Source organism: Paraburkholderia aspalathi (assembly GCF_900116445.1).
In the GTDB taxonomy this organism is placed as follows: Bacteria; Pseudomonadota; Gammaproteobacteria; order Burkholderiales; family Burkholderiaceae; genus Paraburkholderia; species Paraburkholderia aspalathi.
Genome location: NZ_FPBH01000014.1, coordinates 14,601 through 39,805, shown reverse-complemented (window position 1 = coordinate 39,805; position 25,205 = coordinate 14,601). Strand labels below are relative to the sequence as shown.

Genomic DNA, 25,205 nt, shown 5'->3' with positions numbered 1-25,205 from the left:
GTGTGTTACCACGCGTTCAGGCGACTTCACTGACCTTGCCGGCCGCAGAGGGGATCAGCAGTACAGGCAAGGTCGCCTGACGCACGCAGCGCTCCGCGACGCTGCCGAGAATCAGGCGCTGAAAACCGCGCCGGCCATGCGTGCCCATCACGAGCAGATCGGCGTTGAAGTCAGCGGCCGCTTTTAGCACGACCACTGAAACGTCATCGAGGGAGGAGGCCTCGCCCACAATGAGCTCCCCCTTGACGCCTTGCGCTGCCATGGCCAAGGCGAATTCCGCGCAGAGTTCTTTACCCTCTTCGACGAGGCGGTTGCGCAGAATGGACGGGTCATAACCCGGCGCTTCGAAATACATCGGTGTGTTTTCGACGACGTACAGCGGTTGCATGACAGCGCCGGTGGATTTCGCGAGCGCGAGCGCTGCTTCGAATGCGCGGCGCGAGGTGTGGCTGCCGTCGACCGCTACGAGGATGCGTGTGTACATATCGACTCCGCGTCTGAAAGATTGGGATGCCGCGGCCGTTGCGTACGGCCGGACTTATTGACGATTTATTACGGATGCCAGCTTAAATGATCGCTGAAAAAGGTGCATCCTGACAGGATGTAAATCAAATACTTGTCAAATTTTGCGATAACTGCACGCTTCCCGGCAAACACCGCGCAGCAAGCGTTTGCGGCATTCCTGTCAAGCCGGGGCGCATCTATCAGATCAAGATAGGGTCAGGTTTGCCTTACAATCAGGACCTACTCAGACAAGCTGCTTCAGCACCGCTGATGAACGAGCGCAAAACGACGGGCTTGCCCGACAAGATCTACGGCGACATCCTCAATCGCATTCTTGAAGGCGAGTACAAGGAGGGCGAGCGGCTGCCTACCGAGCATGCGCTGGCCGAACGCTTTGCGACGTCGCGGCCCACCGTGCGCGAGGCCTTGGCGCGGCTGCGGGCGGACGGGATCATCATGACGCGGCACGGTTCGGGCACCACGGTCGCGCGGCGGCCAGACCCGGATGTGCGGCGGTTTGCGCCGCTCGAAACGCTGTCCGACATCCGCCGCTGCTATGAATTTCGCATCGTGACCGAAGCCGGCGCGGCCGAACAGGCAGCGCTCAAAGCCGATGCGGACGATATCGCCGCGATCCAGCATGCATGGGACCAGCTGGAACGGATCATCGAAACCCGGGGCATCGGCGCGCAGGACGATTTCATGTTCCACCTGGCGGTGGCGCGCGCCTCGAAGAACCCGTTTTTCATCACGGTCATGTCGTTCATTGAAGAGCAGATTCTGTTCAGCATGAATCTGTCGCGCAATCTTTCGCTTGTGAAAACGGTGGAGCGGCAGCGGCTCGTGCAAGCCGAACATATGGCCGTGCTCGAGGCGATCCGCCGTAAGGACGGCCCCGCTGCGGGGAAGGCGATGCGCGCGCATCTCGAGAATGCGCTCGAGCGGATGTTCGGTTCCTGATATCCCGCGTGTCTCCTCCGCGGGTCGCAAATATCAGGTAGCCGGGCTGTCGCAAGCGCCGCCCCAGTCGTGTCAAGACGTCAGGCGGCGGCAGCCATCGGCCCGAACAGGGCGGTGCGGGTCTTCGGACTGACCGCGATATCCAGCGCCACGGCCCGTTCCACGCCGATCTGCAGGGGTGATCCGAGCCGGCTGATGTCGATCCCGGTCTTGCGCAGCAGCCGTTCGATCGGCGTGGTGGTCACCGTGACATAGCGGGTGATGCCCATCCGGTCAGCGAACGTCACGAGTTCGTGAATCGCCTGCATCGTCAGGTCGGCAAAGCCGAACGACTGTTCCTCGCCGCTGGTTTCGATCGCAAACCGGCTCAGTTCCCAGATATGCCGCCCGACCGGCGCATCCGCGCCATGGAGCAATTGCGGGAAGGTGTCCTTGAGCATGTTCGGGCCTTCCGTCGGCATCAGGCGCCAGCAGCCCCGCACGTGCCGATCGTCGCCCTGAATCAGCATGTAATGGGGCCCGAGGGCATCGTAGCCGTCGATTTCCATGCCCGCGATGGTCGGGATATCCCACCCGAGCCGCCCGTGAAATACCCGAGCCCGCAGACGGTACATCTCGTTGATGTCCGCGTTGTCGAATTCCTGCCGCATTCCAATCCGAATTGCTGTTTGCATGACGTTCTCCTGAACGTGTTGGGGTACCCAATACGCAAGAAAACTTATGCATTTTGAATCTTTCCGCCACCTACCTACCTGGATAGGTGTGCATGCTTATCGGATAACGCAGAATTCGAGACAAGCCTCAGCCCTCAACCGACGGGACACAAAAATGGAACTTCTCGAAAACCACTGGCAAGCGCAACCTTCGATCCAAACCCGCCCGGCAGAGCCGTCATCGGCGGTGGATCGTGTTCTGATCATTGCCTACCGCAAGAAGAAGAAGGAGAGCCAGCGCCGCTTCTGGGCACGCTTTGGCGTGACGCAGTCGCGTGGCAGCCGGTTCGAATCGGGGGCCGAAATTCCGGCGCCGGTGTCGATCCTGCTGGGCCTCTACTTCACCAAAACCGTTTCCGACGCCGATCTCGGGCGGGCCGAGCGGGTGCTGTACAGCCGCGACGCCGCCGCCTTGCTCAACCCGGGTCAATAAGCCCCAACTGCGCGGCGATCACGGCCGCCGCGCGCCGCGAATTCACACCGAATTTGGTCCTGATGTTCTTCATGTGGAAGTTCACCACGGCTTCCGAGCAGCTCAGGATATGGGAGATTTCCCAGGTGGATTTGCCGCGCGCGGTCCATTTCAGGCATTCGCGTTCGCGCGGCGTGAGCTTGGGCAATAAAGTCTGAGCGTGCGTATTCAAATGGCGCTGACTGGTATCGATTACCAGATCGCGCAATAACACCAGATTCGGCAACGCAACGTTGACGTGGCGCCAGAACGCCTCAGTCGGATTGCTGTCATTCACGAAGCACATCATGCCGGCTTCCTGGTTCGGCCCATGAATCGGCAACGTCACACCGGCGCGCAGGCCGTGCGAGCGGGCTTCCTCATACATCGATTGCTGCGGTGCGGTCGTAAAAATGTCCGGCGACCAGATCAGCGGCGTGGCGCGTGTCGCGCAATGCGAGACAGTCGGGTCGATATGGACGAGCCCCTGCTCGTCGTAGGTGCGTCGCCAGGCCGGTGCGTAGGTGCTCCGCACATAGGCGTCTTCAAGGCGAATGGTCGGGCGCGGCAGCATGGCAATCAGAAGCCTGTCGAAGCCCCATGTGTCGGCCAGGCCCGCGATCGCGCCGAACCATTCCGCTTCATCTGCGGCGTTCAGTAGCGGTGCCATTTCCTCGATAAAATGTAGCGACAATTTGGTTCTCTCAGACTCGCAAACGTCCCGTTGCGGTTAATTGCGGTACGGCGATCCGTCCGGCTGTTTTTATCTTCACAATCTATCACTAAAAATTATTTCGCAAGCCGAGGGCGATTTCTAAAGAAGCGCCACCAGCACTGGTTCTGCTACCAGGCGAACGAATTACTCCTTATATCGGATTTCTTCGACCTGATTAACATTCACGGGTCGATAAAGTGGGTAATTTTCTCGTAGCGGCGTTTTTGATGCTTTTGATTTGCAACATTATTGTCAAACCACTTTGAATGACTGCGCGTGTCGAGATTCCGGACAAAACCACGCCAATTATCAAATTGACAATTTCCACCTGGCCCTTCTCTATTCTCTAACAGCGGCCTGTCACCGTCTATTGTCATACGAAAGCGACACGCCGCGCTTTGCCAGCTTCGGCTCCTTCGCATCGAATTCGACGTGAGATCTCGCGATGACAACCATACGTAGGTTGTTTGACAACATTGCGAACCCGATGCTAACTTGAACACCCGGTCCCCGTATGTCTGAGGCGTCATGAACGAATCCCCGATTCTCGACAGTGAGTTCGTCGCATCGGTGATGGCCGTGCCGCCGCTCGCCCGCCGTGCCGACTACACGCTGGACGTCGCCGAAAACCGTGCTCTGATTCGCCACATCGAGGCTGGCGGCGTGCGCACCTTGCTGTACGGCGGCAATGCGAACCTCTACCACGTGACCGTCAGCGAGTATCGGGACTTGCTGGATATGCTGGCGGGCGCAGCCAGTGCAGGCACGCGCGTGATCCCGTCAATCGGTCCCGACTACGGGAAAATGCTCGATCAGGCCCGTATCCTTGCGCAAACCCGCTACCGTACGGCGATGGTGTTGCCGCTGAGCGGATTTACGACGTCCGAAGGCGTGGAAGCCGGGCTCACGCGCATCGCCGAGGCGGCGGGCATGCCGCTCACTATGTACATCAAGAGCGAAAACTACGTGGAGCTCGACACGCTCGCGCGATTGATCGAGCGTGGCACGCTGCTGGCCGTCAAATACGCGATCGTCCGCGACAATCCTGCGGAGGATCCGTATCTGCGCCGACTCGTGCAATCCGTGCCTGCGGCCAAGGTGGTGTCGGGCATGGGCGAGCGGCCAGCGCTCGTCCATTTGCGCGAGTTCGGTCTGGCCGCATGGACGACGGGTTCGGGATGCATTGCGCCACGTATGGTCATGGCGTTGCTGCAAGCCGTCAGAATCGGCGATGCCGACACAGCGCAGCGTCTCTATGAGGCTTTCCTGCCGCTCGAAACGCTGCGTGACGAAATCTCGTTGATCCGTGTGTTGCATGATGCAGTCACGTTTTCAAAGATTGCCGACATGGGGCCGATCTTGCCGCTACTCAGTTCGACGCCGCCCGAACATCATGCGAAGATCGATCATGCGACGCAGATTCTGCTCGCCTTGGAGCGTCAGCTCGCGCAGAAGCCGGCGTCGCATTGACCTCGCAGCGGCCGCGGTTACAAGTGCGTGCGCGGCGCGCTGCGCCCCATCTTCCCCTCAACTTCCATCGTCCAAAGCCTACGCATGACCGACACCAGCCGACGCTATCCCGATCCCTCCATTCGCGTTCTCGATCCGCGCTTCACGTCGCTGATCCTGGCGTCTGCTTCCGTCGAGTGTCTGTATCAGGGCGCGCGCTGGTCAGAAGGGCCGGTCTGGTTCGGCGACGGCCGCTACCTGCTGTGGAGCGACATTCCCAATGACCGTATCCTGCGCTGGGACGAAACTAGCAGCGCGGTGACCACGTTTCGCCAGTCGTCGAACAATGCGAACGGCCACACGCGTGATCGCCAGGGCCGCCTCGTGACCTGCGAGCACCTGACGCGGCGCGTCACGCGGACCGAGTACGACGGCTCGATTACCGTGCTCGCCGACCGTTACCTCGGCAAGCGTTTCAACTCGCCGAATGACGTGATCGTGAAGTCGGACGGTTCGATCTGGTTTAGCGATCCGACCTTCGGCATCGACAGCTTTTATGAGGGCGAGCGGCAGGAGTCGGAATTGCCCGCGTGCGTGTACCGGATCGACGGCCAATCGGGCGAGGTGACGATGGTCGCCGACGACGTGCTGGGTCCGAACGGCCTCGCGTTTTCGCCGGATGAGTCTGTGCTGTACATCGTCGAATCGCGTGGCGTGCCGCGCAAGATTCGCGCGTTCGATGTCGACGTCAGCAGCAAGGGCGCCGTGCTGTCGAACAACCGCGTGCTGATCGATGCCGGTCCGGGTACGCCCGACGGCTTTCGCGTCGACACACACGGCAATCTCTGGTGCGGCTGGGGCATGGGCACCGACGAACTCGACGGCGTGCGCGTCTTCACGTCGCAAGGCGAGCCGATCGGCCATATCGCGTTGCCGGAGCGCTGCGCGAACGTGTGCTTCGGCGGACGTCATCGCAACCGGTTGTTCATGGCGGCGAGCCACGGCTTGTATTCGTTGTATGTGAATACGGAGGGCGTCCAGGGCGGGTGAGGGCGCAAGGCGTGCGGGCAGCCTGAGTGCGCAGTACAAGTTCATGTTGCCAGACAACTCGTTGTGCCCAGCGCCTGCTAACTCCGGGTTTGCCCTTGGATACCGCGCGCAAACCGTTGAACCAAAAGGATTCCGCGCAAAAATAGCCAATTTTTGGGGTAAAACCCAGTGGTGAGTATTTGCTTGACATCGGCAGTTCCGCTTCGCTATGTTCCATTGGTAGAGAGACACCGCCAGCAGCACATCTGGCCGGCGGACTTCCATACCAAGAAGCGAGGAGACGCAATGACTGTTTCAGGCAGGTTGGCGCTCAGGCTGGTGTCCGTATGTCTCATGGCAAGCGCCGCATTGGGGTCCACCGCGCATGCGGCCGATCCGGTAACGCTCAATATCGTCGATGTAGCCGGCGACCTTCAACTCACGCAGAAGGGCTTCGAAGCCTTCAAGGCGAAGTATCCGAATCTCGTCGCCAATCTCACGTTCACCAACGCGCCCGCGCCGCAGTTGCCGGGCAAGATCAAGGCAATGCAGGCCGCGGGCCGCTCCGACATCGATCTCGTCCTGACGGGCACCGACGCACTGGCTGCCGGCATCGAACAGAATCTGTGGATGAAGTTATTGCCGGACAATGCCGCGGCCTTCCCAGGCGTGCTCGACAAATACGCGCCCGGTCCGCGCAAGATGCAGGACCTTGCTCAAGGCTTTGGTCTCGAGGTCGCCTATATGCCGGCCGGTCCGTTGCTCGAATACAACCCCGCCAAAGTGACCGATCCGCCCAGAACGCCTGAGCAACTCCTGCAATGGTGCAAGGCGCATCCGGACAAGCTGATCTACGCGCGGCCGGCGAACTCCGGTCCCGGCCGCACGTTCCTGATGGGCCTGCCTTATGTGCTTGGCGACAAGGATCCGCAAGATCCGATTCACGGCTGGGACAAGACGTGGGCCTTTCTCAAGCAGCTGAACGATTGCATTCCTTACTATCCTGGCGGCACCTCGGCGGTGATGAAAGAACTCGGCGAGGGTACGCGCGACATGACCGTGACGGTGACCGGCTGGGACATCAACCCACGCGCGCTCGGCATCGTTCCGGCGGAATTCCGCGTGCAGGCATTTGACAACATGACGTGGGTGAACGACGCGCACTTCATGGTGATTCCGAAGGGCGTGCCGAAGGAAAAACTCGACGTGATCTACAAGCTGATGAACTTCATGCTCGAACCGGCACAGCAAGCCATGACCTATGACGACGGTTATTTCTATCCCGGGCCGGCAATCAAGGGCGTAAGCATCGAGCAGGCGCCCGCGCACAGCCAGGATGTGCTGAAGAAATATGGGCGGCCGGAGTATGCAAAGCTGCTGGCTGAACGTCCGCATGTTTTGCCGCTGAACGCCACCGCAATGGTCGCGGCCTTCAAGAAATGGGACAGCGACGTCGGCGCGCAGAAGACCAAGTAGCCGCGTATCAGGAAACCGCCATGAAGCATCACTTTGAGCAGTTGCGGCTCGATTCGGTGAGCCGCAGTTTCACGAATGCGGAGGGCCAGGCGGTCGCGGCGCTGCAAGGACTCGATCTGAATATCCAGCGTGGCGAGTTCATTGCGTTGCTCGGACCTTCGGGTTGCGGCAAATCGACGGCGCTCAATTGCATCGCCGGTTTGCAGCCCTTGAGCGGTGGCGGCATCTGGCTCGACGATAAACGCATCGACGTGCTGCCGCCGGAAAAGCGCGGCTTCGGCATGGTGTTTCAGAACTACGCGCTGTTTCCGCATATGAGTGTGCTGGATAACGTCGGCTTCGGCTTGAAGATGCGTGGCGTCGGTAAGAGCGAGGCCATGCGCCGGGCGCGCGAAGCATTGCAGCTCGTACAGTTGGTCGGTCATGAACGCAAGCTGCCCGGACAACTGTCGGGCGGTCAGCAGCAGCGCGTGGCAATTGCGCGCGCGATCGTGATCGAACCGCCACTGATTCTGATGGACGAACCGCTGTCGAATCTCGATACGAAACTACGCATCGAAATGCGTGCTGAGATTCGCCGCATCCACAGTCAGCTCGAACGCGCGACGCTCTATGTGACGCACGATCAGGACGAAGCGCTTTCCATGGCCGATCGCATCGTCGTGATGAAAGAGGGTGTGGTGCAGCAGGTCGGCACTCCGAAAGAGGTCTACACGCGGCCGCAAAATTTGCACGTCGCGCGTTTCATGGGCTATCGAAACGTAGCCGAATTCACGCTCGAAAGCACGCAAGGCGATGGGGTTGCCGTGAGCGCGAATGGTGTGCGTCTGATCGGCACGCCGATGGCCGGTTTCAACAGCAAGCGCGTGAGCGTTGCGCTGCGCCCTGAAGATATGGAGCGCGCAGCACCTGGCGTGGAAAACGCCTTCGACGCGTTGGTGACCACCGTGGAATACGGCGGGCACGATTCACTGCTGCGGGTGGAGACCGCTTTCGGCGATTTGTGGGCGCGCGTCGCGGGCGAATTCGAAGAGGGCGAGCGCATCAGTCTGCGTGTGCAGCCGTCACGTGCGCTCGTCTATGACGGAGAGGCTGCTTGAACACGCCCATGCTGTCGCCGCCGCTCGCACCGCGCGATGCCAAGGCGTGGCTGGTCGCGCCGGCTTTGATTTTCATCGTGGCGTTGTTCATCTATCCGTTTGCGTATGGTTTGGTGCTGTCGTTCCGGCCGATGAACGGGGGCGGCCTGTGGGCCAACTATCTGACGTTCTTCACCGACACGTCGATGTGGCCGACCATTCTCGTCACGCTCAAGCTCGCCGTGCCGGCGACGCTGATTAACGTTGGCGTGTCGGTTCCGGTGGCGTTCGCGCTGCGCCGCAATTCGCCCTATCAGAAGCTCATCACGACGCTGCTGGTGATTCCTGTCACGCTCGGCACCGTGCTGATCGCCGACGGCATGCTCACGTACTTTGGCCCGAATGGCTGGTTTCCGCAGGCGTTGCACGGATTGCATCTGTACACGAATGAAGTGCGCCTCACGCATAACTTCTGGGGCGTGTTGATCTCGCTGATCGTGTCGGGCTTTCCGTTTGCGTTTCTGCTGACGCTGTCCTACGTGACCGGCATCGATCCGACGCTCGCGAGCGCTGCCGCCACGCTCGGCGCGAGTCCGTGGCAGCAGTTCCGTCGAATCTATTTGCCGCTGCTGGTGCCTGGTTTAACGATGGCCGCCTGTTTGTCGTTCGTGCAGGCGTTCTCGGTGTTTCCGTCGGCGGTGCTGTTGGGCGCCCCTGCGGGTCCGACGCGCGTGATGTCGATCGCCGCAGCCGAAGCCGCGTTCGAAAGCTACGACTATTCGCTTGCTTCGGTGATTGCGATGGTGATGGGCTTCGTGCAACTGCTGGTGGTTGTCGCCATGCTCGGCGCGCGCCGCTTCTTCTATAGCGGTCCGGTGACGGGAGGCAAAGGCTGATGGCTAGCGATCACCACGCCGCGCATCCTTCGTGGTCCGCGTCGAAGGAAAACAACGACGGCGCCCAGCAACCCAGCAAGCGCGTGAAGCAGCGCGCCAGCGTGCCGGGCCGCATCTGGCAGGTGCTGGTGTGGGGCGCGATGGTGTTTTTTCTCGTCAACGTGGTGCTGCTGATTGCGACCGTCGCGGTAAATTCGCTGGCGACCCGCTGGTTCGGCACCTTGTTGCCGCAAGGTTTTACGCTGCATTGGTACGCGCAGGCGTGGAGCGATTTTCAACTGGCGAGCGTGTTGTGGGTCACCGTCGAAGTGGTCGGCGCGGTGGTGGTCTTGTCGGTTGTACTCGGCGTGCCCGCTGCGTATGCGCTCGCCCGCGTGCAGTTTCGCGGCAAGCGCATGGCGATGCTGATTTTCCTGTTGCCCCTGATGGTGCCGCCCGTGACCTACGGCATTCCGATGGCCACCGTGATGTACAAAGTCGGCCTTGCGGGAACATTGAGCGGCGTGATTCTTGCGAATCTCGTGCCGGCGCTTCCGTTCGTGATTCTGGTGATGACGCCGTTCATCGAGCAGATCGATCCCAATCTCGAAGCGGCGGCGCGCATTTTCGGCGCGAACACGTTTCGCTATTTCCGCTATGTGCTGCTGCCCCTGCTGGTGCCCGGCATGCTGGCGGCCGGGCTGCTCGTACTGGTGCGCACCATCGGCATGTTCGAACTGACATTCTTTACAGCTGGCCCCGCGACGCAAACGCTCGTGGTCGCCTTGTACTACGCTGTATTTTCAACTGGCGTGCGTGCGCCGCAATCGATCGACGCGATGGCGATGATCTACATGGCGATCACGTTGATCTGGGTGCTGATTGCGCTGCAGTTCGTCAGCCCGACACAGATCGTGTCGCGCGTGAAGGAGCAAAGACGTTGACGAAGCGAAAGAAACCTGAAGAACTGCGCAGCCACCGCTGGTACGGCCTGAACGATCTGCGCTCGTTCGGCCATCGCTCGCGTACCGCCCAGATGGGCTACAGCCGCGAGGAATACGCGGGCAAACCGGTGATCGCGATCCTCAACACATGGAGCGAGATCAATACTTGCCACACGCATTTCAAGCAACGTGTGGAGGAAGTGAAACGCGGCATCTGGCAGGCAGGCGGCTTTCCGGTCGAACTGCCCGTGCAGACGCTCGCCGAGCCGTTCCAGAAGCCCACCACGATGCTCTATCGCAACTTCCTCGCCATGGAAGCCGAGGAGACGCTGCGTTCGTATCCCGCCGATGGCGTCGTGCTGATGGGCGGATGCGACAAGACCACGCCTGCCTTGCTGATGGGCGCGATCTCGATGGATCTGCCGGCGATCTTTCTGCCGGCCGGTCCGATGCTGCGCGGCAACTGGAACGGTGTGACGCTTGGTTCCGGATCGGACAGCTGGAAGTATTGGGCAGAGTTGCGCGCGGGCACGATCACTGAATCGGACTGGCAAGGTATTGAAGGCGGCATTGCGCGCTCGCCGGGGCATTGCATGACAATGGGCACCGCGTCGACCATGACGTGCGCTGCCGAAGCGCTCGGCTTCACGCTGCCAGGTTTCGCTTCCATTCCTGCCGTGGATTCGCGGCACGCGCAGATGGCGGCGAAAACCGGCATGCGTATCGTCGAGATGGTGTGGGAGGACTTGAAGCCTTCCGATCTGATCACCGCGGGTTCAATCGATAACGCGGTGACCACCTGCCTCGCGCTCTCTGGCTCGACCAACGCGATCGTGCATATGATCGCGCTCGCACGCCGCGCCGGGATCGAACTGACGCTCGATCGCTATGACGACATTTCGCGCCGCACACCGGTGCTGGCGAATATTCGTCCGACCGGCGCGTATCTGATGGAGGACTTTTTCTACGCGGGAGGTTTGCCGGCCATGCTCGCCGAACTGGGCGACCTGATCGACCGCTCGCAGAAAACGGTGAACGGCCGCACGCTCGGCGAGAACCTCGAAGGCGCGACGATTTTCAACGACGAGGTGATCCGCCGCCGCAGCGCGCCGCTCCTGCCCAATAACGGCCTTGCGGTGCTGCGCGGCAATCTCGCGCCCGACGGCGCCGTAATCAAACCCGGCGCCGCCGAGCCGCGCTTGCTTGTGCACACCGGCCGCGCCGTGGTGTTCAAGGACTACAACGACATGGCCGCGCGCATCGACGACGAAGCGCTCGACATCGACGAGACCTGCGTGATCGTGCTGCAGCACGCGGGCCCGGTGGGCGCGCCTGGCATGCCCGAGTGGGGGCAACTGCCGATCCCGCGGAAACTGCTGCAAAAGGGCGTGCGCGATATGGTGCGTATCTCTGATGCACGGATGAGCGGGACGAGCTACGGCGCGTGCGTATTGCACGTCGCGCCGGAGTCGTTTGTCGGCGGCCCGCTTGCGCTCGTGCAGAGTGGCGATCTGATCGAACTGGACGTGCCGCGGCGCAAGCTCAACATGCTCGTAGCGGAGGAAGAACTGGCGCGCCGCAAGGCCGCCTGGGTCAGACCCGAGCCGCGGTTTACGCGCGGCTACGGCGCCTTGCATCAGGCGCACGTGCTGCAGGCGAACAAAGGTTGCGACTTCGATTTCCTGCAGCGCGGCGGTGCGCAGGCGGATGCAAGCGGCGAGCCGGAGATTCACTGAGCTTGCTGAAGGCTCAATACCCCACGCGATACACGCGGCCCGTTTGCGCGCCTTCCACGCTGCGCAAATAGGCCTGCGCGGCACGTTCGGCGGTGACCGGCTCGAAGCCGCGGAAGTAGGGCGCATAAGCACCCATCGCTTCGGTGAGCACGGTCGGGCTCACCACGTTGATGCGGATGCCGCGAGGCAATTCGATCGCGGCGCCGCGCACGAAACCTTCCAGGGCCAGATTGACCGTGGTTGCATTCGCGCCTTCGCGAATTGGTTCGTCGCCGACAATGCCGCTCGTCAGCGTGAACGAGCCGCCGTCATTCACGTATCGCTGGGCACCCAGCACCACATTGATCTGACCCATCAGCTTGTCGCGCAGACCGACCCAAAACTGCTCGACGGTCATTTCCGGCAGCGGGCCGAAATGCACCTTGCCGGTGGTGGTGACGATGCCGTCGACTTGACCAATCTCGCCAAAGAGCCGCTCGATGCTGGCCGGGTCGGTGCTGTCCACGCGATACTGGCCGCGCGTCGCACCCACTTCGATGACTTCATGGCGTGCTTTCAATGCTGCGCTCACTGCCTGGCCGATCGTGCCGGTTGCGCCTATTACGACAATCTTTTTCATCTGCTGCTCCGTTTGGTATTGGACGTGCAGTCAATTGTGTCGGCCAGCGATCGGCGGAAAAAGCCCGTTCGGCTTGCAGGTCCTGCAACCCTGAGTTTCTAATCCGTAACGAAACGCGCACCGTCATTCAAACGGTGCGCGCTTTTGAATGGACTGATTAATCGGCGCTGGCGGCGTATTTCAAACAAATACGCGCCGCGCGAATAGTTACTTCACCCGAAGTAATTCAATCACACGCGTGGGACGCAGATGATTGAGGGCGAAATGCATGCGGCCACGTTCGCGGCGGCTGCGGATCGGGCGCGGGTCGTCGAACAGATCATCTTCCGAATCGACGCCTTGCGGCGCGACCATGCCTTTGTCGATGACCGTGCAGCCCGGCTCGAGTGCCAGTAGCAGATGATTGCCGCCAACCCGGCTGTCGAAGCCGGCCATGCCGTCGTGCGCCTCAGGCACGCTGTTGACCAGGGTCGCGTTGGTCGTCGTAATCTCGTCCGGCGAGATCGGACTGTGACCGGCTATGCGGGCGGCCTCGAGATTCTTGCCGTCGGTGTCGACCGTGCTGTCATGCGTGCGGTCGTTATGCAGTTCCGTTGTGCTCGGGCCGGTGGTGCGCGGCTGCTTGCCGGCGTCTGCCGGCTTGTTGATATCGCTGTTCATCATGCATTCTCCATTGAAGAGGACATGGTTGAAGTGCAGCAAAACCTGTTCCGCCTCGCACAACCTCTTTGTGTGCGTGAGTTGTACCGCGCTTGCCTCGCAGTTTATGTGCAATGACATATGCGGGCATTTCACGTGACGATTGCGTCCGCGATTCTTTTCGTTTTTTTTAATGGACGCCTATTTTCTACAGAGTATGATCTTACTCCGACGCGCGAAGCGCGGTTAAATCGGCGACATGCGTCCGGCTGTTTTTACATAGCCGGCAACGAACAGACGCGCGCTACTCAAAACATCTTACGGGGCCGTCAGGGCGGGTGACACATGCATTTCGATGCTGCATTCACACATCGCGGCTACTTGCTGAATTGCGCACCGGCGCGCGCGGGCGACGGCAGCTGGCAACCTTATGTGGTCATCTCCCGCTCGAGCGACGGCGAACTGGTCGCCAACCGTTTTTTCCCCACCGACTTGCGTTTCCCTGACGAGGCCACCGCCATCGCGCACGCGCGCGACTGGGCCGTGCGCTGGATCGATGCGAGCAGCGTGACCATCTGAACCGCCCGCCACGCGCGGCCCTGCATACCGGGCAGCAGCGCGACGTTGCGCGAGCCGCGGCAAAACGCGGTAATCTCTTGGGACAATCACTCTGAACCGCGCCTATCGCGCGGCGCTGTCCTTTTATGCCTAATGTGCCTGCCCATAACTGGGGTCTCGAACAGATCGTCGCGGACCTGCGCGCGTCGCGTGAAGAACTGCATCGCACGCGGCATCCGCTCGGCATTCGCGAGCTGCCGTCGCGCGAGGCGGTGATCGGGATTGTCACCGGCTTGCGCGCGGCGCTGTTTCCCACGCATTACGGCGCCCCCGATCTAACTGACGAAACTGTCGACTACTACGTCGGCCACACGCTCGAAAGCACGTTGCGATTGCTTGCCGAACAGATTCGCCGTGCCTTGCGCTTTCTGCCCGAGTTCGGCGAAACGCCCGATGCGGATCTGAAGGAGCGCGCGTTCAACGTCGCGCGCGAGTTCGGCACGCAGTTGCCCGGTATTCGCGCGTTGCTGGTCAGCGATATCCAGGCCGCGTTCACCGGCGACCCGGCTGCGCAGCACATCACTGAAATTCTGCTGTGTTATCCGGGCGTGTGGGCGATGACGCACCATCGTCTTGCGCACGCGCTGCACCGCCTCGGCGTGCCTTTGCTCGCGCGCTTCATCAACGAGATCGCGCACTCGGCGACCGGCATCGACATTCACCCGGGCGCGACCATCGGCCCGAGTTTCTTTATCGACCACGGCACAGGCGTTGTGATCGGCGAGACCGCGATCATCGGCGAGCGCGTGCGTGTCTACCAGGCCGTGACGCTCGGCGCGAAGAGCTTTGCTGCCGATGTTGACGGCACGCTGGTCAAGGGCAACGCGCGCCATCCGATTGTTGAAGACGACGTCGTGATTTACGCCGGCGCGACGATTCTCGGACGCGTGACGATCGGACGCGGCTCGGTGATCGGCGGCAATGTGTGGCTAACGCACAGCGTGCCACCGGGCAGCAGCGTTTCGCAAGGCAAGATCCGCGAGGGCGAGCGCTCGGGCACGGACGAAGGGGGCGGTCGATGAGCGGGCTGGCTCAGGCGGCATCTCGCACTTTGCCGCGTGGCTTGGCGCGCGGGGCGCTCTGGCGATCTGCATACGGTTCGCTGCGTGATTCAGCGTGCACACCGCCGCGCGTTGTTCCGCGCGGAACGCAAGTTAACTTCTGAGCGGCGTCCCATGTCACGCGGCCGCGTTCACATGCCTCGCTGCGCGATCGCCGGCGTCGAAGCGACGGTAGCCGAAACGGCGCATTCGTTTCCGCGCCACTCACACGACCGCTTCGGGGTAGGCGTGATCTTCACGGGCGGACACCGATCATCAAGCGGCCGCGGTGTAGTAGAAGCACGAGCGAACGACGCGATCATGGTGAACCCTGGAGAGGTACACGACGGCAGCCCGCTCGACGAGCGCGGACGCGCATGGCGCATGCTGTATTTCGAGCCGTCGATGCTAAGCGACGCAGCGATCGAGTTAAGTGGCACGGCCACACACGAGATCGAACTAACGCAACCGGTGGCACACGACCCACAACTGAAGATACTCTTCGAGCGCCTGTTCACAGTATCGGTGGAAGCGCAATCCGTGCCGGACGACTTGATCCGAGAGGAGACGATGCTCGAGTTGCTTGGGTATCTACTTCGAACTCACGCGACGACGCACACACGTCCGAGGTTGGCACAGACCTTGAGTCCGATTGCGAGAGCGAGGGCTAGGATCGACGACGACCCTTCATCACCGCTTACGTTGACCGACCTTGCTACTGAGGCCGGCATGAGCCGCTTCCAGCTACTGAGGGGCTTTGCGTATGAGATGGGATTACCACCGCACGCATACAGAATGCAGCGCCGGGTAATACTTGCGAGACAACTGATCGCACGCGGCACGACATTGGCAGACGCGGCAGCTGCAGCGGGCTTTGCCGACCAGAGCCATATGACCCGAGCATTCGTGCGATTGATGGGCATGACCCCTGCCAACTACGCAGCCGCGAAGCGGCGATAAAGCGTACCAAACGGGGTTAAGAACAACGCTTCGGCGCGCGCAGCGCCGCCGGAAGAATGACACCCTTGTCACAAGCTTATGCACGGGCACGAACACAGATTCCAGTCGCACCACTACCCTGTGCAGACCACGATGCCCACTTAGCAGGGGCTTCTAGCCGCTTTCTTTTGCCTACTTTTCTTTGCGGCGGCAAAGAAAAGTAGGTGCCGCCCCGCACAGGGGCAACGCTAATAGACCACTAACAAACCAAGGAAAGGCCAAAGCCCCAAGCACACAGACAAAAAGCGCCGCGCAGGCAAAGAAAAGCCGACAACTACCCCACCCTCAAAAACCGCAAAACCGAAACCCCATGCAACCAGACATGCTCACTAACAAACCACGCGGCGACCCAAGAACCCGCAACAACAATCAAATCACACCGCCCACTATTCCAAAGATTCAAAGAATGCCGCGCAGCGACCCACGGCACTCCCAAAGGATTCGGCCAATCGGCCAACAGATGCATCACCCCTCCACAAGCAAACCCAAACGCCGCGGCAGCATAAACCGAATGCCCAAGCCAATGATAGGAACCCACGAGCAACGCGACCCACCCCACACCCCAATGCGTCAACGTACGATGGGTAATCCACAGCCTTCGCGCGCGTGACCACCACGCCACTTCCAGCCAGTCCGGCGCTGTACTCCCCGCCACCCCGGCGATGAAACTCAACAGCACGCCGATATGAAACGAACCACCGCCGCCGACGCGTGCGACAACCGCCGCCGCGATAACGCCGGCCGCAAACCCAGTCGCGTGATGTGCTTTGTTGGATGCCATCGAACCTCACGACGCAGCGCGCCGGATAAAAGCCAAGGGGCGGCTATGTTCGCAGATGAGCAGATAAAAAAATAGCCGACACGCGAGATAAAAAATCGCGCATCGGCGTGGCCTTCGATGTGGTCCTCAGTGTCGTCCTCAACAACGCCGCCGAGTGACCCGAAACTCAGGTCGCACAGCGCGCAATATCGACGCGCATTTCCGGTTCAGGTGGATCGTCCGGCGCATTCGCAGGATGCATCACCTTGATCACCGAGCCCGCGTTGTACGGCGTCAGCGTGACGAAATACGAGTTGTTCGAATCGGAACCAACAGCGATCTCGGTCGCGTCGCCGACGCGCGACATTCGCACGCGTGACAGCTTGCTTTCGAGGCAATCGGCGATATATGCAGGGGCGCGCTGCGAAGACACGTACATCATCGGCTGGGACGCGTCGCGGGTGGGACCGCTGGAACCACAGGCAGCGAGAAAAGCAGTGAGGGCAGCAGCGGGAGCAAGCAGGAGAAGTCTTTTCATGGTCCGATCGTCGGCGTCCCCGATCGTGCACGGGAACTTGGGGCGCGGGCGAAGCGCAACGCGATTGAACACAACGTCATGCTTCGCGACGAAGCAGCCGTTCAACCGCAACGACGTTACGGCAAGGAAGGCAGCCGACCTCAGTATACCCACGGCATGCTTGTGCCGTCACTATCGCTACGCCGAAACGTAAGAACGTAAGCACCATGAAAAAAACCCGCGCGTGATCGTGCCACGCGCGGGTTCAGTTGCAGAGCGGCCGGTACCCGCTCTGCACGTGCCATTGGAAAAACTTAGAAACGGTGACGCAGGCCGACGGCCGCAGCAACCTGGTTGCCGGTCGACGACGGCGCCAGCGTATTGATCGCCGCCACGTTCGCACCGAAGTTGCCCAACTCGCCCGATGCGTGCTGATACACGCCTTCCACGTACACGTCGGTACGCTTGCTCAGCGAGTAGTCGCCTTGCAGCGATACCGTGTGCCACTTCGGATCACCCGAGCCGTTCGAACCCGACATCTTGCCGTCGGTGAACGTGTACGAAGCGGCGAGGCTCAGTGCCGGCGTCAGTGCGTACTTGCCGTTCAACTCGTAGTTGTCCAGATGCAGGTTGGTGCCTGCCACACCCGGCAGCGTTACGCCGCCGACATCCACGCCCGTGATGCCGTCCAGTTGCGTATGCGTGTACACGAAGCCAGCCGTCGCCGGGCCGTACGTGTAGTTGATGCCCGCACCGAACGTGCGTTGCAGGTTCGCCGCGACAGCCGCGGTGCCGTCGCCTTGCGAGACTGCGCCGCTCAGGTTCGAGCTACCCGAGTTGTTCAGTTGCAGGTAAGCGGCGGCTACGCTCAGCGGACCGTTGTCGTACGAAGCACCGGCGCTCCAAGCGCGGTTGTTCGAGAACTGGCCGGCTGAATTGCTGAAGCCGTACAGGCCGCCGAATTTGAGGCCGGCGTAGTTCGCGCTCGTGTACTTCACGGCGTTCTTGATCGAGAACGAGTTGTCCAGATTGTCGTTATCGAACGGGTGAGCGGCGAGATTGTTGCCGAAGCCCGCGCCTGCTTCGGACAGCGGTGCGAGGTAATCGACCACGGAGTCGTACTGACGGCCGAGCGTCAACGCACCGTATTGATCGCTCTGCAGACCGACGAACGCCTGACGATTGAACATCGTGCCGTTTTCCGAGTCCTGGCCGTTGTTCAGATTGAAGCCGTTTTCCAACGTGAAGATGGCGTGCAGACCGCCGCCAAGGTCTTCGCTGCCACGCAGGCCGAAGTAGGTGTTCGACACCGAACCGCTGCCTTGTTGCCAGTTGCTGTGGCCGCCCTGGTTGTTCGAGTAGACGAGACCGGCGTCCAGCGTGCCGTACAACGTAACGCTGCTTTGTGCGTGAGCGGTGATGGCGAACGCGCCCATGAGGCCTGCTGCGATGAGGGTTTTTTTCATGTTTAGATAACTCCGGGACAGTGCGTAGAGAATCGCATTCCAGTGCTAACAGCCGATTGCGCCGGCTGCCTGACGATCCGCTGCGAAGTGTATGCCTGCTATTTATATCTTTAAGCGTGTATGGCGCAACAATGCATTTTCTAATTCGAAATAGAGGATTGAGAGTTGTGTAAGTGCGGGTAAATAAAGAAAAAAATATTTGTGCGCGATGGCGTTGTAATTGTTCGTCAAATTATCGGTGTTGCTTGATTGCGACGCTCCCGCTATGTCATATTCAGTAAGGATTTGAGCGCGATGTTGCCTGATTTTCGAATCATTCTGATTTCTGCAATGGACTCTTCCAGTTCGTATGCTCTATCCCGGCGAATTACAGTTCTACAATTCGTTTCACCCCCTGACCAGGGGTGTCTTTTTCATCTCTTTATACGCGGCTTTCGGGCCGCGTTTTTTTCGAATGTTTTATTATCGGCTTATAAGTTCCCGCGAATAACGAAATGCACTATTTCGATTGACGAGGAGCGCGCCCTGGCTTGTCCGTTCGTCAGAGGGCCACGTCCGGTGGGTGTGGGGCGGGTAGAATCGCAGGCTTGAGTTGTGTTTCCGCCCCGCGAACGTGAGTAAACCTGTAATGACCAATTCCCCCCTTCCATCGTCCGACACCGCTGCTGACTCCCCGACGGAAGGCGCGTCCGAAATCCACGCAACCTCGCTCGAGCATCTGGAAGAAGCGCTGCCCGAAATCCAGCACGAAGCGCGTCTGTGGCGCGATGACGGCTGGACCGCGCGCGTCATCAAGAACGAAGACGACGAAGGCTGGGCCGTCGCCATGATCAAGGACGGCGAAGCGGAACCGGCGCTCGTCGGTCCGTGGACGATGGGCCGCAACAAGAAAGATCCGAAGCCGCTGGACACGTCGGCGTTCAACACGCTGGTGAAAACCGCGTCTGAAGTGTTGCGCCGCCATGAGCAGCAACTGCGCGCCCAGTTGCACAAAGAAGTGCGCGTGGCCAGCGCGGACGGCAATGACGAACTCGACATCACGCTCGACATCGTTCCCGACGAAGACGAGCCGTACGCGCTGCTGACCGCGCTCGATACGTTCGGCGAACAGCTCGCGCAAGTGCAGGTGGCGCCGAACTTCAAGCTGAGCAAGGCGAGTGCTGCGGCGTGGGTCGAAAACGAATTCCGCCGTCCAGGCTAGATCGGCGGCGACAGGTTTCAGCTAACGAATAGCTGAATTTAATATTACTAATGCCTGTCAATATACTTTCACATTCACTTCATAGAATCCTCGCGTCATAGCGGCGCGAGCGTGAACCATGCGGTTTTGGGTCTGAGTGCGTGCCAGCTGTGCATTCACCCACGCTACCCAAACCCTGGATCACGACAACATGGCAGAGCCGTTCGACCTTTCCCGCCGCAAGGCCTTGAAACTCCTCGCCGGTGCGCCGATGCTGCCGTTAGGCGGCCTTGCAACGGCATCGATGCTGACCGCGTGCGGCGGCGGAGGCGACGGGCTGGCGGCGACGCCGGTCAAGCCAGTGGCCAACTTCGTCTCCGCGGCATTCAGCGGCATGGCCGCGCCGACGCTGGCGGATCCCGCAGCGATGGCGAAAACCACGGTCGGCTCGACACTCTCGGTGCAACTGAGCGACGGCAGCAGCCGTACGTTCAAGCTCGCGTACCAGCCGTTTTTCGTGACCGGCGACATGGTGCCGAACATCAAGGGCGGCACTATCCTGGCCGGCGGCTACTTCGATATCAACAATCAGCCGATCGTCGATAAATCGGTGGCGGGCAAAGAGCGCCAGTTCTATTCGGACTGCCCGGACGGCAGTTCGCTGATTCGTCTCGACAAGCCCACGGTGAAGGGCCTTAAGGGCAATGCGGTATTCGCCGTCGTGCAGTTCGAATACGCGACCCGCGATCAGAGTCTGAAGTCGATGTATGGCCAGTTGCCGTCGCCGATCGCCGTGCTCACGCTCGATCAGGATCCGGCCACCGGCAAGCTCACGCTGGTGGGCTACCACAACGTCGACACGTCGAAGGCGCATGGCTTGTGGATCACCTGCGGCGCGAGCCTGTCGCCGTGGAACACGCATCTGTCGAGCGAAGAGTACGAGCCGGACGCCGCGACGATCGCAAGCAACAGTCAGTTCAAGGGCTTCAGCCGCAGCCTTTACGGTGACGAAACCACCGCCAATCCCTATCACTACGGCCATCTGCCGGAAGTGACCGTCAATTCCGACGGCACTGGCACGATCAGGAAGCACTACTGCCTCGGCCGCATCTCGCACGAACTGATTCAGGTGATGCCGGATAAGCGCACCGTATTGATGGGCGACGACGCGACCAACGGCGGCCTCTTCATGTTCATTGCTGATCGCGAGGCCGATCTGTCGGCGGGCACGCTGTATGTCGCAAAGTGGACGCAGGTGTCGTCGAGCGGGGCTGGCGCGGCAACGCTTTCCTGGATCAATCTGGGCCATGCGACCAGCGATGAAATCGAGGCGCTCGCCAATCAACTGAGCGCGAGCGACGTCATGGACGTCGCGACCAAGGACCCTGTCGATTCGACCTACACGAAGATCAACTACAACGGCACCTTCAACTGGGTGCGCGTCAAATCGGGCATGACGAAGGCGGCGACCTTCCTCGAAACCCATCGCTACGCAGCGTTGGCGGGCGGCAGCATGGGCTTCACGAAGCTCGAAGGCACGACGGTCAATATCAAGGACAAGGTGCTGTATTCGGCGATGTCACGCATCGAGAAATCGATGGTGCGCGGTCATGCCGCATCGACCGATGTCGCCATCGACAAGGCGATCAACGCCGGTGCGGTTTACGCGCTGAACATGAAGGGCGGCCAGCGCGACCGCAGCGGCAGCGCGATCAACAGCGACTGGGTGCCGGTGGACATGGCGGCGCCCGCGGCGCTGGTCGGCGAGGATCTGTCGTCCGCCGACACGCTCGGCAACACGGCGAACCCGGAGCGCATTGCGAATCCGGACAACCTGAAATTCTCGGAGAAACTGCGCACGCTCTTTATCGGCGAAGACAGCGGCATGCACGTCAACAATTTTCTGTGGGCTTACAACGTCGATACGAAAACGCTCGCACGTGTGTTGTCGTGCCCGGCGGGCGCGGAGTCGACAGGTCTGCATGCGGTCGACGAAATCAACGGCTGGACGTACGTGATGAGCAACTTCCAGCATGTCGGCGATTGGGAAAGTCCGTTGCACGACAAGATCCAATCGACACTCGATCCGCTCGTGCGGGCCAACTATAAGGACCGCTTCGGCGCGACGGTGGGGTATCTGACGGCGGATCCGGCGGGGATCAAGTTGTAGGGGCGTAGGGGCGAGTAGGGCGGCGCGATCCGCCGCCTCAACTCCGCTTGCAGAAAATCGCCGTCACGAGCGGCGCCACCCGATGCACGATCGCTGTGCTGCCGGCCTCGGTGAGCGCGGCCTGGACCTTGGATTCGCTGCCGAACACCACGACGCCATAGGCGGAGCGGGCCACGGGTTCACCGTCGCCGACGCGAAACATTGGGTCGTCTTTCTCGTAGCCGACCACCGCGAAAACGTGAAAGCCGAATGCGGTCAGGTCGGCGCCCTGCGCCGGCGAAAACGCATTGATCGAGTTGCTTTCGACCCGCATTGGCTTCGGATCGATCAGCTGCTGCTGGGCGAGATCGGCAATGAACTGATGACCACTCTCATTGCAGGCGAGCGGTGCGTCGAGAGCGGCAGCATGACTGCTGAGCGGCAGCGCGGCGGCAGCCAGCGCAAGGAGTCCGGACGAAAAGAAGCGTTTCATATACGTGAATGGCGGCCCGCGTTCGATGTAGTGAGTTCGCAACGGGTGGCGGCGATGCACCGCACCTCTAAAAGACATTGCGCATCGAACTAATCGGGCGTGACAGGCGCAACTGGATTCGCACTTTAACGTGATTCGGCATATCTTGCCCGGCGTCTGACACGTATCGGCAACAATAAGCGCTTAAGAAAACGTTAAGGAAGGAAGCAAGGTTTTACGATCCCGTATATATTTCCGGGTTATGAATTCGCGACCATCAATTCCAATTAACGTTCCGGCCCCCAGAACATGGGATGCGAGGCTCGCCCGCCGACTAGTCACGCCGCTCGTCAACACGTGGGTCACGCCGAACCATCTGACCACGCTGCGCCTGCTGATCGGGCTTGCCGGCGCGCTCTGTCTCGCCCACGGCGGATTTGCCTGGGCCAATGCGGGCGCCTTTCTGATCGTGCTGTCGAACTTTGTCGACCACACAGATGGCGAACTCGCGCGCATCGGCGGAAAGTCGAGCCGGATCGGTCATTTTTACGATCTGGCGTGCGACGCGCTCGTGACCGTGATGTTGTTCGTCGGCATGGGTGTCGGTTCGGCGCAGGTCGGCTCATTGAAAGTTTCACCCGGCTGGCTGGGTGCCGTGGCGGGCGTCGCGGTCGCGCTGATTTTCTTCCTGCGCATGCGCATCGAGGAGATGGCGGGCAAGGCAGGGACCAAGCAGGCAACGGTCGGCGGTTTCGAAACCGAAGACGTGCTGTACCTGCTGCCCATCGTCACGCTGACGAGCGTCGTCATGCCGTTCGTTGTGGTCGCGTCGATCGGCGCGCCGCTGTTTGCCGTCTGGGTGGTGGTCGATTACTGGCGCGTCGCGCGCCGCGCCGCACGCTCGGCGGTTGCCCCCGTCAAGGCGTCTGAAACCAGTCAAATGTGGGCCAGTGAATGAGTATGCACGCCGAAGACGACGTGATCGCAGCAAATTCAGTTGAACGTTCGCCGGCCTCCTCGTTGGCATCGTCGGCCGTGCCCGCGCCGAATGCCGATCGCGCCGTAGCGAGCCGCACGCGCACGTTCGACACACGCCGTCTCTCAAACGATTTCACCGATCAGGGCGCGTTCCTGTATCTGGAAGATTTCCTTGCGCCCGAAGTCACCGCCCAGCTCGTGCAGAGCGCGCGCGGTCTCCTCGACGAAGTGAACCGCAACTATCTGCCGGGCCACAAGCAGGGCGGCAGCGTCAGCCGTCATACGATCGATCGTCTCGCGCCGTTCATCGCCGAACTGTATCGCTCGAAGGAGCTGATCGGCTGGCTCGAGCAACTCAGCGGCGACAAGCTGCAAGTGTCGCCTGCGGACGATCCACACGCTTACGCGCTGTACTACTACACGCGGGCCGGCGACCACATCGGCTGGCACTACGATACTTCGTACTATGACGGCCGCCGTTATACGCTGCTGCTCGGTGTGATCGACGAATCGTCATGCCGGCTCGATTACGAATTGCATACGCGCAATCCGGACGTGCCGGATCAACCCGGCTCGGTGCAGATTCCGCCGGGCGGCCTGGTGTTCTTCGACGGCGACAAACTGCGTCATCGCATCACGCCGGCCGGCGCAAACGAAATGCGTGTGTCGCTTACCTTCGAATACGTCACCGACCCGAACATGCGGCCGTGGCGCCGTTTCATCTCGAACATGAAGGACGCGATCGCGTACTTCGGTTTCCGCCAGGTTTTCCGTCAGATGACGAAACGCCGCAAGGACCCCGCATGACACGCGCGGCCCTGATTCTGCTGTCGATCGGAACGGCGCTCTTTGTCGGCCTGCTCGCGTGGCAGGGTTTCGGCTCCGTGGCCTCGGCGCTGGCCGCGGCCGGCTGGGGACTCGTGCTTGTCGCGGCGTTTCACCTCGTGCCGCTGGTGCTCGACGCCGGCGCAATCTCGGTGCTGTTCCAGCGTCAGCATGACGGCGTGCATCACAACGCGACGGTGCGCGACGCATTGTTCGCACGCTGGATCGGCGAATCGGTGAATAGCCTGTTGCCGGCCGGCCAGATCGGCGGCCCGGTGGTGATGGTGCGGCAACTGTCCCAGCGCGGCATGCGCATGCGTGACGCGGCCGCAGCCGTTACCGTCAGCACCACGGCACAGGCGGTCGCGCAAATCGTCTTCGCGTTGCTCGGGCTGCTGCTGTTCGGTGCCTACGCCGCGCACGGCGCGCTTCACGATTTGCGAACCGCTACGCTGATTGCCACCGGCGTGCTGGGTGCGATGATCGCGGGCTTCTACTACGCGCAGCGGCACGGCCTGTTCGGCCGTTTGCTGGGCGTGGTCTCGAAGCTGTTCGGCAAGCGCGACTGGTCGTCGCTGATGACGCGCGCCGAAGCCGTCGACACCGCCGTGCAGGGCATCTACCGCGAGCGCGGCCGCGTCGCGGCAAGCTTCGCACTGAGTCTGGTGGGCTGGATCGTCGGTACGGTCGAGGTGTGGCTCGCGCTGCGCTTTCTCGGCCATCCGGTCGACTGGGTCGACGCACTGCTGCTCGAAAGTCTCGGCCAGGCAATTCGTGGCGCGGCGTTCATGATCCCGGGCTCGCTCGGTGTGCAGGAAGGCGGCTATCTGTTGCTCGCGCCGCTCGTGGGTTTGCCGCCGGATGCGGCGCTGGCGTTGTCGCTCGCCAAGCGCGCACGTGAAATTCTGCTCGGTTTGCCCGGACTATTGGTGTTGCACTTCAGCGAACGAAGCTGGCAACGGCGGCGCGCCACGGGGCGCGTTCCGGCTGTCGATTAATCTCCGAATTCTTT

At 61.1% G+C, this 25,205-nt stretch carries 26 protein-coding genes; 17 read left to right on the top strand and 9 right to left on the bottom strand.

Going from position 1 to position 25,205, the window contains the following annotated elements; genetic code table 11:
* Positions 1–16 precede the first annotated feature (16 nt).
* Positions 17–484, bottom strand: a complete 468-nt coding sequence (locus tag BM438_RS21345; protein WP_093637298.1) for a universal stress protein — start codon at positions 482–484, stop codon at positions 17–19.
* A 290-nt stretch (positions 485–774) separates the two neighbouring features.
* Between BM438_RS21345 and BM438_RS21340 the strand changes: the two genes are divergently transcribed.
* On the top strand, positions 775–1,464 hold the full coding sequence (locus BM438_RS21340; protein WP_054040669.1) for a FadR/GntR family transcriptional regulator: 690 nt from the start codon (positions 775–777) through the stop codon (positions 1,462–1,464).
* An 80-nt stretch (positions 1,465–1,544) separates the two neighbouring features.
* On the opposite strand, the gene BM438_RS21335 is transcribed toward BM438_RS21340, so the two are convergent.
* Positions 1,545–2,138, bottom strand: a complete 594-nt coding sequence (locus BM438_RS21335; protein WP_093637295.1) for an acyl-homoserine-lactone synthase — start codon at positions 2,136–2,138, stop codon at positions 1,545–1,547.
* Positions 2,139–2,292: 154 nt separating this feature from the next.
* Between BM438_RS21335 and BM438_RS21330 the strand changes: the two genes are divergently transcribed.
* Positions 2,293–2,610: a helix-turn-helix domain-containing protein gene (locus BM438_RS21330; protein WP_054040665.1), complete on the top strand. Its 318-nt coding sequence runs from the start codon at positions 2,293–2,295 to the stop codon at positions 2,608–2,610.
* Here BM438_RS21330 and BM438_RS21325 read toward each other — a convergent pair.
* Positions 2,594–3,298, bottom strand: coding sequence for a helix-turn-helix transcriptional regulator (locus BM438_RS21325; protein WP_093637292.1), 705 nt, complete (start codon positions 3,296–3,298; stop codon positions 2,594–2,596). The two genes, BM438_RS21330 and BM438_RS21325, sit on opposite strands and share 17 nt — an antisense overlap.
* A 573-nt stretch (positions 3,299–3,871) precedes the next feature.
* On the opposite strand from BM438_RS21325, the gene BM438_RS21320 reads away from it, so the two are divergent.
* The 7 genes from BM438_RS21320 to araD all read left to right on the top strand — a co-directional run bounded on the left by BM438_RS21320 (position 3,872) and on the right by araD (position 11,931).
* The gene (locus tag BM438_RS21320; protein WP_093637289.1) at positions 3,872–4,813 is read left to right on the top strand and encodes a dihydrodipicolinate synthase family protein; all 942 of its coding nucleotides are present in this window, start codon (positions 3,872–3,874) and stop codon (positions 4,811–4,813) included.
* 84 nt (positions 4,814–4,897) lie between these two features.
* On the top strand, positions 4,898–5,842 hold the full coding sequence (locus BM438_RS21315) for an SMP-30/gluconolactonase/LRE family protein (RefSeq protein ID WP_093637286.1): 945 nt from the start codon (positions 4,898–4,900) through the stop codon (positions 5,840–5,842).
* A gap of 333 nt (positions 5,843–6,175) precedes the next feature.
* Positions 6,176–7,297, top strand: a complete 1,122-nt coding sequence (locus BM438_RS21310; protein WP_244179425.1) for an extracellular solute-binding protein — start codon at positions 6,176–6,178, stop codon at positions 7,295–7,297.
* 20 nt (positions 7,298–7,317) lie between these two features.
* Positions 7,318–8,397, top strand: coding sequence for an ABC transporter ATP-binding protein (locus tag BM438_RS21305; protein ID WP_093637280.1), 1,080 nt, complete (start codon positions 7,318–7,320; stop codon positions 8,395–8,397).
* A gap of 8 nt (positions 8,398–8,405) precedes the next feature.
* Positions 8,406–9,272 carry an ABC transporter permease gene (locus BM438_RS21300; RefSeq protein ID WP_208620688.1) on the top strand — a complete coding sequence of 289 codons (867 nt, stop codon included), beginning with the start codon at positions 8,406–8,408 and terminating at the stop codon, positions 9,270–9,272.
* Positions 9,273–9,412: 140 nt separating this feature from the next.
* Positions 9,413–10,195, top strand: a complete 783-nt coding sequence (locus BM438_RS21295) for an ABC transporter permease (RefSeq protein ID WP_372450148.1) — start codon at positions 9,413–9,415, stop codon at positions 10,193–10,195.
* Entirely contained in the window at positions 10,192–11,931 is a 1,740-nt protein-coding gene (gene araD, locus BM438_RS21290; protein WP_093637271.1) for an L-arabinonate dehydratase, read from the top strand. The genes BM438_RS21295 and araD overlap by 4 nt, the downstream gene beginning before the upstream one ends.
* 13 nt (positions 11,932–11,944) lie before the next feature.
* On the opposite strand, the gene BM438_RS21285 is transcribed toward araD, so the two are convergent.
* Entirely contained in the window at positions 11,945–12,550 is a 606-nt protein-coding gene (locus tag BM438_RS21285; protein WP_093637269.1) for a short chain dehydrogenase, read from the bottom strand.
* Positions 12,551–12,757: 207 nt separating this feature from the next.
* The gene (locus BM438_RS21280; RefSeq protein WP_093637766.1) at positions 12,758–13,210 is read right to left on the bottom strand and encodes a DUF3005 domain-containing protein; all 453 of its coding nucleotides are present in this window, start codon (positions 13,208–13,210) and stop codon (positions 12,758–12,760) included.
* A gap of 324 nt (positions 13,211–13,534) precedes the next feature.
* On the opposite strand from BM438_RS21280, the gene BM438_RS21275 reads away from it, so the two are divergent.
* From BM438_RS21275 to BM438_RS21265, 3 genes are all read left to right on the top strand, one after another.
* Positions 13,535–13,768 carry a hypothetical protein gene (locus BM438_RS21275; RefSeq protein WP_013590843.1) on the top strand — a complete coding sequence of 78 codons (234 nt, stop codon included), beginning with the start codon at positions 13,535–13,537 and terminating at the stop codon, positions 13,766–13,768.
* A 125-nt stretch (positions 13,769–13,893) separates the two neighbouring features.
* Positions 13,894–14,829: a serine O-acetyltransferase EpsC gene (epsC, locus tag BM438_RS21270; RefSeq protein ID WP_093637266.1), complete on the top strand. Its 936-nt coding sequence runs from the start codon at positions 13,894–13,896 to the stop codon at positions 14,827–14,829.
* A 174-nt stretch (positions 14,830–15,003) separates the two neighbouring features.
* Entirely contained in the window at positions 15,004–15,807 is an 804-nt protein-coding gene (locus BM438_RS21265) for an AraC family transcriptional regulator (RefSeq protein WP_425270743.1), read from the top strand.
* Positions 15,808–16,120: 313 nt separating this feature from the next.
* Here BM438_RS21265 and BM438_RS21260 read toward each other — a convergent pair whose 3' ends face one another.
* From BM438_RS21260 to BM438_RS21250, 3 genes are all read right to left on the bottom strand, one after another.
* Positions 16,121–16,627: a metal-dependent hydrolase gene (locus BM438_RS21260; RefSeq protein WP_093637260.1), complete on the bottom strand. Its 507-nt coding sequence runs from the start codon at positions 16,625–16,627 to the stop codon at positions 16,121–16,123.
* A gap of 166 nt (positions 16,628–16,793) precedes the next feature.
* The gene (locus BM438_RS21255) at positions 16,794–17,144 is read right to left on the bottom strand and encodes a sugar ABC transporter ATPase (protein WP_200565294.1); all 351 of its coding nucleotides are present in this window, start codon (positions 17,142–17,144) and stop codon (positions 16,794–16,796) included.
* Between the two features lie 293 nt (positions 17,145–17,437).
* Positions 17,438–18,589 carry a porin gene (locus BM438_RS21250; protein WP_093637254.1) on the bottom strand — a complete coding sequence of 384 codons (1,152 nt, stop codon included), beginning with the start codon at positions 18,587–18,589 and terminating at the stop codon, positions 17,438–17,440.
* A gap of 628 nt (positions 18,590–19,217) precedes the next feature.
* Here BM438_RS21250 and BM438_RS21245 point away from each other — a divergent pair.
* On the top strand, positions 19,218–19,790 hold the full coding sequence (locus BM438_RS21245; RefSeq protein WP_093637251.1) for a hypothetical protein: 573 nt from the start codon (positions 19,218–19,220) through the stop codon (positions 19,788–19,790).
* Between the two features lie 190 nt (positions 19,791–19,980).
* On the top strand, positions 19,981–21,939 hold the full coding sequence (locus BM438_RS21240) for a PhoX family protein (RefSeq protein WP_093637249.1): 1,959 nt from the start codon (positions 19,981–19,983) through the stop codon (positions 21,937–21,939).
* Positions 21,940–21,976: 37 nt separating this feature from the next.
* Here the strand turns inward: BM438_RS21240 and BM438_RS21235 are convergent, their stop codons facing one another.
* Positions 21,977–22,411, bottom strand: coding sequence for a hypothetical protein (locus BM438_RS21235; RefSeq protein ID WP_093637246.1), 435 nt, complete (start codon positions 22,409–22,411; stop codon positions 21,977–21,979).
* 241 nt (positions 22,412–22,652) lie between these two features.
* On the opposite strand from BM438_RS21235, the gene BM438_RS21230 reads away from it, so the two are divergent.
* From BM438_RS21230 to BM438_RS21220, 3 genes are read left to right on the top strand one after another with little or no spacing between them, the layout of a single operon-like run.
* On the top strand, positions 22,653–23,348 hold the full coding sequence (locus tag BM438_RS21230; RefSeq protein WP_093637243.1) for a CDP-alcohol phosphatidyltransferase family protein: 696 nt from the start codon (positions 22,653–22,655) through the stop codon (positions 23,346–23,348).
* A complete protein-coding gene (locus BM438_RS21225; RefSeq protein ID WP_093637240.1) occupies positions 23,345–24,175 on the top strand; it encodes a HalD/BesD family halogenase in 831 nt (276 codons plus the stop codon). Before BM438_RS21230 ends, BM438_RS21225 begins: the two co-directional genes overlap by 4 nt.
* On the top strand, positions 24,172–25,191 hold the full coding sequence (locus tag BM438_RS21220) for a flippase-like domain-containing protein (RefSeq protein ID WP_054040708.1): 1,020 nt from the start codon (positions 24,172–24,174) through the stop codon (positions 25,189–25,191). The genes BM438_RS21225 and BM438_RS21220 overlap by 4 nt, the downstream gene beginning before the upstream one ends.
* Positions 25,192–25,205: the final 14 nt, after the last annotated feature.

What these genes read in the sequence shown, in the direction of transcription:
- BM438_RS21345 (WP_093637298.1), bottom strand. Translation starts at nt 484, where the DNA reads ATGTACACACGCATCCTCGTAGCGGTCGACGGCAGCCACACCTCGCGC.
- BM438_RS21340 (WP_054040669.1), top strand. Translation starts at nt 775, where the DNA reads ATGAACGAGCGCAAAACGACGGGCTTGCCCGACAAGATCTACGGCGAC.
- BM438_RS21335 (WP_093637295.1), bottom strand. Translation starts at nt 2,138, where the DNA reads ATGCAAACAGCAATTCGGATTGGAATGCGGCAGGAATTCGACAACGCG.
- BM438_RS21330 (WP_054040665.1), top strand. Translation starts at nt 2,293, where the DNA reads ATGGAACTTCTCGAAAACCACTGGCAAGCGCAACCTTCGATCCAAACC.
- BM438_RS21325 (WP_093637292.1), bottom strand. Translation starts at nt 3,298, where the DNA reads ATGGCACCGCTACTGAACGCCGCAGATGAAGCGGAATGGTTCGGCGCG.
- BM438_RS21320 (WP_093637289.1), top strand. Translation starts at nt 3,872, where the DNA reads ATGAACGAATCCCCGATTCTCGACAGTGAGTTCGTCGCATCGGTGATG.
- BM438_RS21315 (WP_093637286.1), top strand. Translation starts at nt 4,898, where the DNA reads ATGACCGACACCAGCCGACGCTATCCCGATCCCTCCATTCGCGTTCTC.
- BM438_RS21310 (WP_244179425.1), top strand. Translation starts at nt 6,176, where the DNA reads ATGGCAAGCGCCGCATTGGGGTCCACCGCGCATGCGGCCGATCCGGTA.
- BM438_RS21305 (WP_093637280.1), top strand. Translation starts at nt 7,318, where the DNA reads ATGAAGCATCACTTTGAGCAGTTGCGGCTCGATTCGGTGAGCCGCAGT.
- BM438_RS21300 (WP_208620688.1), top strand. Translation starts at nt 8,406, where the DNA reads ATGCTGTCGCCGCCGCTCGCACCGCGCGATGCCAAGGCGTGGCTGGTC.
- BM438_RS21295 (WP_372450148.1), top strand. Translation starts at nt 9,413, where the DNA reads ATGGTGTTTTTTCTCGTCAACGTGGTGCTGCTGATTGCGACCGTCGCG.
- BM438_RS21285 (WP_093637269.1), bottom strand. Translation starts at nt 12,550, where the DNA reads ATGAAAAAGATTGTCGTAATAGGCGCAACCGGCACGATCGGCCAGGCA.
- BM438_RS21280 (WP_093637766.1), bottom strand. Translation starts at nt 13,210, where the DNA reads ATGAACAGCGATATCAACAAGCCGGCAGACGCCGGCAAGCAGCCGCGC.
- BM438_RS21275 (WP_013590843.1), top strand. Translation starts at nt 13,535, where the DNA reads ATGCATTTCGATGCTGCATTCACACATCGCGGCTACTTGCTGAATTGC.
- epsC (WP_093637266.1), top strand. Translation starts at nt 13,894, where the DNA reads ATGCCTAATGTGCCTGCCCATAACTGGGGTCTCGAACAGATCGTCGCG.
- BM438_RS21265 (WP_425270743.1), top strand. Translation starts at nt 15,004, where the DNA reads ATGCCTCGCTGCGCGATCGCCGGCGTCGAAGCGACGGTAGCCGAAACG.
- BM438_RS21260 (WP_093637260.1), bottom strand. Translation starts at nt 16,627, where the DNA reads ATGGCATCCAACAAAGCACATCACGCGACTGGGTTTGCGGCCGGCGTT.
- BM438_RS21255 (WP_200565294.1), bottom strand. Translation starts at nt 17,144, where the DNA reads ATGAAAAGACTTCTCCTGCTTGCTCCCGCTGCTGCCCTCACTGCTTTT.
- BM438_RS21250 (WP_093637254.1), bottom strand. Translation starts at nt 18,589, where the DNA reads ATGAAAAAAACCCTCATCGCAGCAGGCCTCATGGGCGCGTTCGCCATC.
- BM438_RS21245 (WP_093637251.1), top strand. Translation starts at nt 19,218, where the DNA reads ATGACCAATTCCCCCCTTCCATCGTCCGACACCGCTGCTGACTCCCCG.
- BM438_RS21240 (WP_093637249.1), top strand. Translation starts at nt 19,981, where the DNA reads ATGGCAGAGCCGTTCGACCTTTCCCGCCGCAAGGCCTTGAAACTCCTC.
- BM438_RS21235 (WP_093637246.1), bottom strand. Translation starts at nt 22,411, where the DNA reads ATGAAACGCTTCTTTTCGTCCGGACTCCTTGCGCTGGCTGCCGCCGCG.
- BM438_RS21230 (WP_093637243.1), top strand. Translation starts at nt 22,653, where the DNA reads ATGAATTCGCGACCATCAATTCCAATTAACGTTCCGGCCCCCAGAACA.
- BM438_RS21225 (WP_093637240.1), top strand. Translation starts at nt 23,345, where the DNA reads ATGAGTATGCACGCCGAAGACGACGTGATCGCAGCAAATTCAGTTGAA.
- BM438_RS21220 (WP_054040708.1), top strand. Translation starts at nt 24,172, where the DNA reads ATGACACGCGCGGCCCTGATTCTGCTGTCGATCGGAACGGCGCTCTTT.